Origin of the sequence: Spirosoma profusum (assembly GCF_014699005.1) — a bacterium.
GTDB classification, from domain to species: domain Bacteria; phylum Bacteroidota; class Bacteroidia; order Cytophagales; family Spirosomataceae; genus Spirosoma; species Spirosoma profusum.
The window spans coordinates 81,556-92,893 of sequence record NZ_JACWZY010000022.1 but is presented as its reverse complement, the minus strand read 5'-3'; the positions used below and the strand labels follow the sequence as shown (position 1 = coordinate 92,893).

Here is an 11,338-nt window from a genome sequence, read left to right as displayed (position 1 = left end):
TTCCAACTCATTATCGAATTGACTATGAAATCATTAGCTATAAAACTGGTCTACGCATTCGTAACTGTAATGATCGTGTCGAGTTGTACGGACGACTTGACGTTGAAACCCATCAGCCAGATTTCCAATGCGTCGTTCTGGCAATCGAAAGAAGACGCCCAGGGCGCGTTAAATGGGATGTATGTCCGAATGCGATCCCAGGCCGCCACCAATTTATTTGTCTGGGGAGAGGGACGTAGTGAAATTTACGTTCAGAATTTTGGCTTCGATCCGTCGATTAACTTTTACGTCTTCACCAACAACCTGAGCACCGTCAACGCGGGTCCTGACTGGACAACCATGTACTCAGTTGTTCAGGATGCGAACCTGATTATCAAGAACGTACCAACCATTACGTTCCCGACGGAGGCCGAAAAGAATTCGATACTGGCGCAGGCCTATGCCATGCGGGCTTTCATCTATTTCACGATGACAAAAACGTGGGGCGATCTGATTCTGATCGATCAACCTACCGAAACGGTCGACCCTGCTATAATTTATCGCGAACGCTCACCGCAGGCCGACGTGTTTAAGTTTATCAAACAGGATATTGAAAAGGCACTTTCACTTTTCCCGGTTGCTACGTTCCCAGCGGGCCGTACCTTATGGTCAAAACCAGCGGTAAACGCCTTGAAATCCGACGTGTTCTTGTGGACAGCGAAGCGGTTAAATGGAGGGTCCGCCGATTTTACGACAGCTTTAGCAGCTATCACTGAGCTGGAAGCCACGAGTGGACTCGAACTATTGGCCGACTACACGAAGATTTTCGATTTCAATAACAAAGGAAATAACGAAATCATTATGGCAGTCCGGTTTCAGGTGGGTGAATCGTCGGCCAGGTCGGTTTATGGCGGAGTTCCTGAACTAACAGCCCCAAAAGCTCCATTTACGGATCAGGCCGTGATCAACAAGCTACTCCCGTTGGGCGGGAAAGATGCTTACTGGCAGATTTCTAAAGCTGTCGCCGATCAGTTCAGTAAAGACGATTTGCGTAAGGCTGCTACGTTGATCGAGGTCACTCAGACGAAGGATGGCGTAACTAGTTTACTCTACGTACTGGATCAGAAATGGCCCGGCGTCATCAACGGTGGTGTCAGAACCATGTATGATGATTACATCCTTTACCGCTATGGAGATATCGTATTGATGAAAGCCGAAATCCTGAACGGCCTTGGTCGCGATCCGTCGGTAGAAATCAATAAAATCAGAAAACGGGCTTATGGCGCTACGTATGCAGCTCATACGTTCGTAAATGGAACGCAGGCGAGTAACGACGAAGCCATTTTGCAGGAGCGTTTATTTGAATTGCTTCAGGAAGGCAAGCGCTGGTGGGATCTGGTTCGTTTTGGAAAAGCGTTGGAAAAAGTCCCGCTATTGAAAGGTAAAACGGAAAGCGCCTTGCTTTTTCCCATTCAGAATACAATCCTGAGCCTTGAACCAAAAGTGAAGCAAAACCCAGGATATTAACTCTTACAAAATCACAGCCGACAATTCATGGCCACAATCATTAAACAGGGTAAAAGCGAAACCGAACTTCAGGAAGCCGACAATAAAGTAAAAATCATTGTCAGTGATGTTATTAAAGACATCGAAACCAATGGCGACGCGGCTGTACGGAAGTATTCGGAAACATTTGACAACTGGAGTCCGGAGTCGTTCCGGTTGAGTAAAGAACAAATTGACGAAATCATCCAAACGGTTCCGCAGCAGGTTATTGATGACATAACGTTTGCCCAGAAGCAGATTCGTTTTTTTGCCCAGCAGCAACGGGATTCCATTCGGGATATAGAAGTAGAAACGATTCCAGGTGTCATTCTGGGCCATAAAAATATCCCGGTCAACAGCGCGGGTTGCTACATTCCCGGTGGCCGCTACCCAATGGTCGCATCGGCCCACATGAGTATTCTGACGGCCAAAGTGGCCGGTGTGAAGCGGGTAATTGGCTGTACACCACCCATCAAAGGGAAAATTCCCAACGCTACGATTGCGGCCATGCACCTGGCCGGTGCTGACGAAATCTATTTGTTAGGCGGTATGCAGGCTATGGTCGCAATGGCCGTAGGTACCGAAACCATCGAGCCTGTCGATATCATCGTTGGGCCGGGCAATGCCTACGTAGCAGAGGCAAAACGTCAGTTGTACGGTAAAGTCGGCATCGACTTATTTGCCGGACCAACCGAAATTCTGGTCATCGCCGATGAAACCGCTGATGCGGAAATGGTTGCTTGCGATTTACTCGGCCAGGCCGAACATGGGCCAACTTCTCCGGGCGCACTAATTACTACGTCCGAGAAGCTGGCTCACGAAACGTTGGTGGAAATAGAACGGCAACTTCAGGTGTTACCAACGGCCGATATTGCGAGCGTAGCGTGGCGGGATAATGGCTCGATAATTCTGGTTGCGGATGAGCAGGAAGCCGTAGTTGAAGCCGATAAATTGGCCTACGAACACGTAGAGGTGCTGACCAGAAATCCAGATTATTTTCTGGAAAACATGACCAACTACGGCGCTCTTTTCCTGGGGCCGGAAACCAACGTAGCGTACGGCGATAAAGTAATCGGTACGAACCATACACTGCCGACCAATAAGGCCGCCAGGTACACCGGTGGATTGTGGGTCGGTAAATTTTTGAAGAATTGCACGTATCAGCGATGCACGCCGGAAGCCAGTGTCACCATCGGCGAGTATGGAATGCGCCTTTGTGAAATTGAAGGATTTATGGGGCACAAAGAACAGGCTGCACTACGTGTACGGCGCTATGGAGACGTAGCAGAACCTGTTGGTCACTGAAGCGATTTTGTCATGCTGTGGAACGAAGCATCTTAACGTTTCCCTACTAATTCATTTGGATGCTTTAAGATACTTCCTTCGTCAGCATGTCAAAGAAAATAACGTAACATATTGTCAGTGAATGAGCAACGTAGTCAAATAGCCTGTTAATCCCGATGCATAAACGAAAACTCACTGGTCTCGGATGGATGATTGTAGCTGCTACGGTATGCAGCCTCGCATGGATACAAATACCCCTTGCCGGAGAACGTATCGAGTTGGGAACCAGACGGGAAATTTTTGTCGATCATTACCTGATTGACAAAATGGAAGATGTTACGTTGGTGCTGCATCATCCCCGCGATGAAGGCCCGGTTTTCTTTTTTGACAAGCCCTGGGAAAGTACAACCCCAGCTTACATCACGTTGCTGGCTGATGATGGCCTTCTTCGGGCTTATTATCGGGGCGGTTATAAACGTAGTGACGGCAAATTTAGTGAGAATACGTGTTACGCGCAGTCGAAAGATGGTATAACGTGGGAAAAACCGGCGTTGGGGATTATTGATGTCAATGGCTCGAAAGACAACAACGTAGTGGTAGACGAAGCACCCTTCACCCACAATTTTTGCCCGTTTATCGATAAAAATCCGGCCGCAAAACCCGATCAGAAATACAAGGCTTTCGGCGGTACGAATAAGAGTGGATTAGTCCCGTTTATATCTGCCGATGGGATTCACTGGAAAAAAATGCAGGAAAAACCAGCCATTACGGAGGGTTTGCTCGACTCGCAGAACGTACCATTCTGGTCGGAACTTGAGAAGCAGTACGTCTGCTATTTTCGCTCCTGGACGGGTACCGGCGAGCGGGGGTATCGGTCGGTAAGTCGTGCTACGTCAGCGGATTTTATTCACTGGACAAAAGCTGTCGAAATGTCATATGGGAATACGCCCCATGAGCATCTATATACCCAGCAAACCAGTCCTTATTTCAGGGCTCCGCACATTTACATCGCCATCGGTTCGCGTTTTGTTCCCCACCGCCAGATAATGACTGAGGAACAATTGCAGGAATTGAAAGTAGACCCCAGCCAGCATAAAGGGTTATCGGAACCGTTTTTAATGAGTTCGCGGGGCGGGAACGTATATGACCGTACGTTTATGGAAGCGTTTATTCGTCCCGCCATTGGATTGAACCATTGGTCGGCACGTACCAATTACCCTTCGCTGAACGTAGTACCCACCGGAAAAGACCAGATGTCGCTCTACGTGAATCAGGATTACGCGCAACCAACGGGGCATTTAGAACGCTATTCGCTACGTGTCGATGGATTTAGTTCCGTCAAGGGGCCATATAAAGGCGGAGCGTTCACAACGAAAGCGTTCACCTTTACAGGTAAAGAATTCGAAATCAATTATTCAACCTCGGTAGCCGGGGAGATACGTATCGCCATTCAGGATGAAAATGGAAAGGATATTCCGGGTTATTCATTGCTCGATTCGCAGGAATTGGTTGGCAACGAAATCGCCAGAACGGTATCGTGGGATGGGAATTCGGATCTGTCGAAACTGATTTCCAAACCTGTTCGTCTGCGTATTTACCTCAAAGATGCGGACTTATATTCCATTCGCTTTAAATAACGCTGATTATGAATTCAATACGTAGTTGGTGGATTGCTATATTCTTATTGATGTCGATGCGAAGTCCAGTGCCAACTGTTCCCCTTAAATCGGCGCTGATTGGGACGCAGGAATGGACCACTGAGAATCTGAATATTAGTCAGTTTCGGAATGGCGAGCCCGTATTTGAAGCCAATACGTATGACGCCTGGGAAAAAGCCTGCATTGACGGTAAACCGGCCTGGTGTTACGTTGGAAATGATCCGAAGAAGGGAAAACAATATGGCAAACTGTACAATTTCTGGGCGGTCGTCGATAAACGCAAATTAGCTCCCGAAGGGTGGCACGTACCATCGGATGAAGAATGGAATAAACTGATCGAGCAGTTAGGTGGGGTTGATGAGGCCGGAAAAAGCCTGAAAGCAAAAGAAGGTTGGAAAAATGGAGGAAATGGGACTAACACAAGCCAGTTTGGCGCACTTCCCGGCGGATACCGCAGTCATGAAGGATCTCATTTATATGGAGGGCCATTTTTCGAAGCTGGTTCGGCTGGGTATTGGTGGAGTACCACGAAATATCTTGTCGATAACGTCTACTGCCGGAGTTTATCTTATAAAGATTCCCGTGTGCGAAAATCGAGTTTTGTGATGACAACCGGTCTGGCGGTACGTCTGGTGAAAGATTCACAATGAATACCCTGTTCGCTGGCCCTTCTGAAGAATAGTATCAGTTATCCACCGAAAAATACAGGCAGTTGATACGTATTCAGGTTAAGTTTGCTTCATTCAGAATTGGCATTACTGGGCTGATTCAGTAGCCATTATCATTTCGCAACAATTATGAGTAGTAACGAGGTAAGCGACTTCAAACCAAAATTATTTTCCTACGCATGGCTGGTCGTTCTGATGCTTTGCCTCGTAGGCGGTTTGAATTACCTCGACCGGATGATGATTACGACCATGCGCCTGTCGATCCTGAAAACAATCCCAATGACGGATGCGCAGTTTGGTTTGCTGACCTCTACTTTTTTATGGATCTACGGCTTGTTAAGCCCTTTCGCTGGCTATCTGGCCGACAAGTTTAATCGAAGCCGGGTTATTATTGGCAGTTTATTTATCTGGTCGGTTGTTACGTGGTTAACCTCGCGCGCTACTACGTATGAAGAGTTATTGGTAACGAGAGCGTTGATGGGTATCAGCGAGGCCTGTTATATTCCCGCAGCGGTTGCATTGATCGTCGATTACCACAAAGGCGCAACCAAATCGCTGGCAACCGGAATTCATATGGCAGGCGTTTATGTGGGGCAAAGCCTTGGATTTATTGGCGCCTGGCTGGCCGAAAATAACTCCTGGAATTATGCATTTACGGTATTTGGCTCAATCGGTATCGGGTATGCAATCGTGCTTTTCTTTTCGCTAAAAGAAGCGCCTAAAACTGAGGAAGTAAGTCTCCAAGGCAAGGCCGATGGCATAAGTTTTGGAGATGCTGTGAAAAAGCTGTTTAAAGAACCGGCTTATGTAATGGCTCTTGCAGCCTGGGGGCTTTTGGGTGTTGTTAGCTGGATTATTACAGGCTGGTTGCCGACATTCTACCAGGAAAAATTCAACCTTACACAAACGCAGGCGGGCGTATACTCCACTGGCTATTTTTTCCCAGCCATGTTAGTTGGTGTACTTTCTGGTGGTGCCATTGCCGATTTCTGGACGAAGTTTAATCCTAAAGCCCGGATCATCGTACCCGCTATTGGATTAGTGCTGGCAACACCCGGCATATTCCTGGGCAGCCAGACTAGTGTACTCTGGATTACCATTGCTGGTTTTTTACTCTATGCGTTCACCAGGCCTTTCATCGATGCCAATATGATGCCCATTTTATCGATGGTGGCCGACCGTAAATATCTGGCAACCGGATACGGTATTCTGAACCTGTTTAGTTGCGTTATCGGCGGTGTGGGTATATATGCTGGGGGCGTGTTACGGGATGCCCATGTTAACCTGAGCTTTATGTTTCAGGTAGCGGCCGTTGTTATGCTACTCTGTGCTTTTCTGTTGTATCGAACCTATCAGATCAGTATGAGGAAGTCGAAAATTCCCCAGATTAACCCTGAACCAGTCAATTAACAGGTTGATTTCTACGAGTAATAAGCGAGAATCTTATATAACCAGACAACCGATTCAGCCATGAAAAGTAAGAATGGTTTTAGTTTCGTTTTTCTTTTAATGACATTTTTGACGAATTCGGTCGTCGGTGGAGACGTTCGGCTAACGGCTTCCGCGCAGACATTCTCGGTAACGCCCAAAGTAGGTACGCCCGCCAGCCACAGTAAATCCGGGAACATGATTGAAGCGGTATATGGCGATCTAAAAACTACCATTCTCCTATTTGAAGAAGGGCCGAATAAACTCTGTTTTCTGTCGTCTCCTTTTGGTGTCGAAAGCAAGGTCTTGCGGAACGCCTGTGTTTCTATTCTGTCGAAAACCTTAAAGATTTCTCCTGAGGCCATCATTACCGCTTCTTCCCACAGCCATACCATTCCTTTTTTACTTGTCGACAGTACTGCGAAGCCTGACCTCAAAACACCCCATTATATGAGCTGGGAGTTGGGACAGGAGTTTCTACAAAAGCTTCAGCAGTCGGCAAATAAGCTTACTCAGACATTAGAACCTGTGACTGTCGAATGGGGCGTTGCGGAAGAAAACCGGATTACTTATAATCGGCGTGGACGACGTCTTGATGGGAAAACGTATTTCATGCGCGAAGAAGACCGCATGTTGGCAGGGGAGGGGTATATTGGTGTGATCGATCCCGAAGCGATGGTTGTCGTGTTGAAAAACAAGGCTGATAAACCAGTTGCCGCTCTTTCACTTTTTACAGGTCACCCTGTAGCCGCTTACAATCCTGAGAAAATGATTAGCTATGGGCAATTTCCGCAGACTGCTTCTGAAAAATTGTCGAACTATCTGGGTGGAGTTCCCGTCGCGTTTTTGCAGGGTTTCGCTGGAGATATTAATGCCAAACACATGCTGACTGGCACCATCGATCAGGCACGTTTGCTCGGTGATCAGCTTGGTGATGCGTTCATTATTGCAGCTAAATCGCTCCATAAATCCAAACGGACCGGTATGGAATGGACCCGAGAAACAGTACAAATTCCTCTGGCTCCTCTGCCTGATCAAAAGAGTCTACAGAAAGACCTTAATTTGATTGACGATTTTATCAAACGAGGAAATGCAGGTGATGAAAATACGTACGAATGTGTAGGAATGAACTTCCCCAAAGCACTGACTCCGCCTTATCGGGCCAGACTGGTTGATGCCGTCAGACCCTGGTACGTATGGGCACTGGAGCAGCATAAAACCAACAAGTTGCAAAATGTACCAACCGAAATGCCGATTACCATATCGGTTGCCCGTTTCGGTGATGTTGGCTTTGTCGGGTTCCCGTTTGAACCTTTTGTCAAAACGGGCTTAAAGATTAAAAAAGAAGCCGCCCTACCCTGCGTACTCACGGCGGGTTATACCGACAGCAATTACGGCTATATTCCTGATAGCAGCTCCTGCGACGACCGGGAATATCAGGCAGGCTTTTTTAGGTATCGCGGTAAAACACCTCCTTATCAATCGCCGGGTGGTGATACGGCTGCTACGTTGGCCATTGAAAAAATCGCTCAACTTGCCCGCTAGTCTGTCATCTGATTCCTATTACCCATGAATGCAATCGATATGCGAAACTGCCTGCTGGGAGATGACGCCGAAATTGGCCCGAATGTTATGTTGGGCTATGAATACCCCGGCTGGAAAGAACCGCTAAAGTTGGGTAACCGTGCCCGGATTCATAGCGGAACCGTCATCTATGCCGACTCCATTATTGGCGACCGATTTAGTTGCGGTCATAACGTAACGATACGTGCCGAGTGCCAGATTGGGGATCGGGTTGTTATTCTGCATGGTGCTACGTTGGAGGGCAAACTTACCATCGGTAAAGGTGTGAAGATCATGGCTCATGTTTACCTGCCAAGCCGCACAATCATCGGTGATTTGGTTTTTATTGGACCTGGAGCCAATTTCCTGAACGCCAAACTCCCTATGCGCGAATCCGGTGTAAAGGGACCGACCATCGGGAATCACGTAGTAGTCGGTGGGGGAGTAACTGTCGGTCCCGGCGTCACCATTGGCGATAACTGCTTTATTGGAGCTGGCTCCACAGTACTTCAGGACATCCCACCCAATTCACTAGCTTACGGAGTGCCCGCACAATTCCGTCCACTTCCTGAAAAATTTGGACAGGGTAATGATCCAAAACAGATTTTTTGTGGCCTGGATTTGTGGGACAACCGCCCCGACGACTATACGTGGATGGACGAAGAGTATCCGGGGAAAGCCTGAGTAACGAATAGTATTTTTTGTCATCCTGATGCAACCGGGCGGCCGGTGCTGAAGGATGACAAAAAATACTGCCACAAATTCATGTTATTTATCAAATGAAATCGATTGATTTCCCGAAGCTAAAAGACGATTTCGATCAAAATGGCTACGTAGCAATCCCGGGCTTTCTTAGTCAGGAAGAAGTTCAGGAATTGAACGAAAAAGTATGGGCGTTCATCCGGAACGTAGTACCGACAATGCCTGAGAATCATGCTTTTTTTGAAGTGAAAAACGATCCTTCGTCGTTGAAGCAATTGTTTCACTTATCCGATTACGATCCTTTTTTCAGCATCCTTCTAAATGGCAGTCGATTTGAGAAATTGGCTGAACACGTACTGGGTGAAAAGATAGCCAAAGGAGATGTAGAGTATTTCAACAAACCGCCGGGAATAGGAAAGCCCACGCCACCGCATCAGGATGCGTACTATTTTATGCTATCGCCACCCCAGGCCGTTACGTTCTGGATTCCTCTGGAAGATGTAGATCTTGATAATGGCTGTTTGCGCTACGTAAAAGGCTCTCATCGGCTGGGTATGCGGCTACACGGCAAAAATGCTACGTTGGGTTTTTCGCAGACAATCGTTGATTTCGGAACCGACGTAGATAGAAAAAACGAGGTGGCTGTCCCTGCCAAAGCGGGCGACGTACTGGCTCATCATGGCATGACCATTCACCGGGCCGACGGAAATAATAGTCTTACCCGTTCGAGACGGGTTATTGGACTGGTTTATTTTGGCGTTTCGGCCAAAGAAGATCTGATGGCTAAAGAAGCCTATCTTAAAAATCTGGCGATTGAACGCCAAACTGCTTAAACCAACGTAATGGATACACCGAAAAGAGGACCGTTTGATCTTTCTGGAAAAGATATTTGGGTATTTGGAGGAGCCGGGTATCTGGGCCAGCCCGTTGTGCGGTTGCTTCACGAGCTGGGCGCAACTGTACTTTGCGTTGATTTGGGGGAACGTAGTAAGACATTCATAGATGAAGCGTCTCTATCGCCGAACGTAACGGCTGCTACGTTGGATGTGAGCGATTGCGAAGCGCTTGATACGTTTGTGCAATCACAGATTCAGGAACGTAACGTACCACACGGTCTGGTGAATCTGACATTCGCGTCAACCGCCAAACGGATGGAAGATCTGTCGGTAGCCGAATTTGATCAGGTAAATCATACCGGCCTCACATCCACTTTTGTACTCACCAGAGCAGTCGGCGAGCAGATGGCTCAGCAGAAACGAGGTAGTATTGTCTCATTTTCCAGTATGTATGGCGTCGTTTCGCCTAATCCTGAGGTTTATCAATCACCGATGAACAAAAACCCGCTCGAATATGGGGTTGGGAAAGCTGGAATTATCCAGATGACCAAATATATGGCAGTTCATTGGGGCAAACGTAATGTTCGGTGCAACTGCATTTCGCCCGGACCTTTTCCCAATCCAACCGTGCAGCAGACGTACCCAGATTTCGTCGAACGATTAGCCGAAAAATCACCGATGGGTCGGGTCGGTAAGGCTGACGAAATTGCCGGATCGGTAGCTTTCCTGTTGTCGGATGCTGCTACGTATATTACTGGGCACAATCTGATGGTCGACGGCGGCTGGACGAGTTGGTAAAAGTAAAGCATTTATATGCTAAATTAACGTGAATTATGAGTATTTAATAAATTAATAAACTGATTATTAGATAGTTGTCCCTTTTTTTGTCATCCTTCCGCTCCGGCGCGGTCCGCCGTTGCGGGCCCGGCTGCGTCAGGATAACAAAAACCGTTCTCGAATAAAAGTTTAAGCAGCCTCAATCAAAAGCCCGCGACGTAGCGTTATTCTTTTTTGGTTTCCTTGAAGCTAGTCACGTTGACACGGATTTTTTTATCGGGCATTTCGTCTATTTCCATCAGGAACGTAATCTTTCCAGCTTTGCCTTCTATGGTCATCGTAGCGTGACGCGGAGCATCGGATGGCCCCTGAAAAACGACTTTGATGACGGTTTTTCCCTCTTGATAGGCCGTTGGCCAGTTACAGGTAGTAGACTGAATCGTTCCAACCATTTTACGATCAGGATTGCCGGGTGTGATCGTTATCTGCGTTTTGTTGATGGCAATCGTGCTCTCTTCATCATCCGTTCGATGAACCGTCCCTGAACCGTCGAGATACTCTGTTTTTGAACTAGTTAACGTAACATCTTTATCACACTGTCCAAAACTGAGTGTGAGTTTGGACAGTAGAAGAGCGATTAAAAAAATCAGATTTTTCATGACCATTTTAGATTTTAACGAAAATACGGTCAATTATAAGGATATACAAGCTACTATGCAAAACCATGTAGCTTGTATAATATTTAAAAGTGATAAAGGGATATTTATCGGGACAAACGGTATTTTTTACTATGAAAGTTAGAACAGCTGTGCTTCGATATCGAGTCAGTAGTAAAGGCAGCTCGTCGGGGTAGGGGCGTGAACTGACCGACCCGGATGGCTATAAACTCGTTTTGAAA

The 11,338-nt window shown here is 47.2% G+C and carries 10 protein-coding genes; 9 read left to right on the top strand and 1 reads right to left on the bottom strand.

The window, feature by feature from the left end:
- The first annotated feature begins 24 nt into the window (after positions 1 to 24).
- The 9 genes from IC229_RS22975 to IC229_RS22935 all read left to right on the top strand — a co-directional run bounded on the left by IC229_RS22975 (position 25) and on the right by IC229_RS22935 (position 10,461).
- Entirely contained in the window at positions 25 to 1,506 is a 1,482-nt protein-coding gene (locus tag IC229_RS22975) for a RagB/SusD family nutrient uptake outer membrane protein (protein WP_190889369.1), read from the top strand.
- A gap of 27 nt (positions 1,507 to 1,533) precedes the next feature.
- Positions 1,534 to 2,829 carry a histidinol dehydrogenase gene (hisD, locus tag IC229_RS22970; RefSeq protein WP_190889368.1) on the top strand — a complete coding sequence of 432 codons (1,296 nt, stop codon included), beginning with the start codon at positions 1,534 to 1,536 and terminating at the stop codon, positions 2,827 to 2,829.
- A gap of 155 nt (positions 2,830 to 2,984) precedes the next feature.
- On the top strand, positions 2,985 to 4,445 hold the full coding sequence (locus IC229_RS22965; RefSeq protein WP_223834146.1) for a hypothetical protein: 1,461 nt from the start codon (positions 2,985 to 2,987) through the stop codon (positions 4,443 to 4,445).
- Positions 4,446 to 4,453: 8 nt separating this feature from the next.
- Positions 4,454 to 5,116: a fibrobacter succinogenes major paralogous domain-containing protein gene (locus IC229_RS22960; protein ID WP_190889367.1), complete on the top strand. Its 663-nt coding sequence runs from the start codon at positions 4,454 to 4,456 to the stop codon at positions 5,114 to 5,116.
- 147 nt (positions 5,117 to 5,263) lie between these two features.
- Positions 5,264 to 6,544: an MFS transporter gene (locus IC229_RS22955; protein ID WP_190889366.1), complete on the top strand. Its 1,281-nt coding sequence runs from the start codon at positions 5,264 to 5,266 to the stop codon at positions 6,542 to 6,544.
- 60 nt (positions 6,545 to 6,604) lie between these two features.
- Entirely contained in the window at positions 6,605 to 8,107 is a 1,503-nt protein-coding gene (locus IC229_RS22950; RefSeq protein ID WP_190889365.1) for a hypothetical protein, read from the top strand.
- 24 nt (positions 8,108 to 8,131) lie between these two features.
- Entirely contained in the window at positions 8,132 to 8,809 is a 678-nt protein-coding gene (locus tag IC229_RS22945) for a DapH/DapD/GlmU-related protein (RefSeq protein ID WP_190889364.1), read from the top strand.
- A 95-nt stretch (positions 8,810 to 8,904) separates the two neighbouring features.
- On the top strand, positions 8,905 to 9,660 hold the full coding sequence (locus tag IC229_RS22940) for a phytanoyl-CoA dioxygenase family protein (RefSeq protein WP_190889363.1): 756 nt from the start codon (positions 8,905 to 8,907) through the stop codon (positions 9,658 to 9,660).
- 9 nt (positions 9,661 to 9,669) lie between these two features.
- Positions 9,670 to 10,461, top strand: coding sequence for an SDR family oxidoreductase (locus tag IC229_RS22935; protein ID WP_190889362.1), 792 nt, complete (start codon positions 9,670 to 9,672; stop codon positions 10,459 to 10,461).
- 203 nt (positions 10,462 to 10,664) lie between these two features.
- Here the strand turns inward: IC229_RS22935 and IC229_RS22930 are convergent, their stop codons facing one another.
- Positions 10,665 to 11,099: a hypothetical protein gene (locus IC229_RS22930; protein WP_190889361.1), complete on the bottom strand. Its 435-nt coding sequence runs from the start codon at positions 11,097 to 11,099 to the stop codon at positions 10,665 to 10,667.
- Positions 11,100 to 11,338 lie beyond the last annotated feature (239 nt).

Coding starts and splice junctions, on each gene's coding strand:
- IC229_RS22945 (WP_190889364.1), top strand. CDS start 8,132: ATGAATGCAATCGATATGCGAAACTGCCTGCTGGGAGATGACGCCGAA.
- hisD (WP_190889368.1), top strand. CDS start 1,534: ATGGCCACAATCATTAAACAGGGTAAAAGCGAAACCGAACTTCAGGAA.
- IC229_RS22955 (WP_190889366.1), top strand. CDS start 5,264: ATGAGTAGTAACGAGGTAAGCGACTTCAAACCAAAATTATTTTCCTAC.
- IC229_RS22940 (WP_190889363.1), top strand. CDS start 8,905: ATGAAATCGATTGATTTCCCGAAGCTAAAAGACGATTTCGATCAAAAT.
- IC229_RS22935 (WP_190889362.1), top strand. CDS start 9,670: ATGGATACACCGAAAAGAGGACCGTTTGATCTTTCTGGAAAAGATATT.
- IC229_RS22950 (WP_190889365.1), top strand. CDS start 6,605: ATGAAAAGTAAGAATGGTTTTAGTTTCGTTTTTCTTTTAATGACATTT.
- IC229_RS22965 (WP_223834146.1), top strand. CDS start 2,985: ATGCATAAACGAAAACTCACTGGTCTCGGATGGATGATTGTAGCTGCT.
- IC229_RS22975 (WP_190889369.1), top strand. CDS start 25: ATGAAATCATTAGCTATAAAACTGGTCTACGCATTCGTAACTGTAATG.
- IC229_RS22930 (WP_190889361.1), bottom strand. CDS start 11,099: ATGAAAAATCTGATTTTTTTAATCGCTCTTCTACTGTCCAAACTCACA.
- IC229_RS22960 (WP_190889367.1), top strand. CDS start 4,454: ATGAATTCAATACGTAGTTGGTGGATTGCTATATTCTTATTGATGTCG.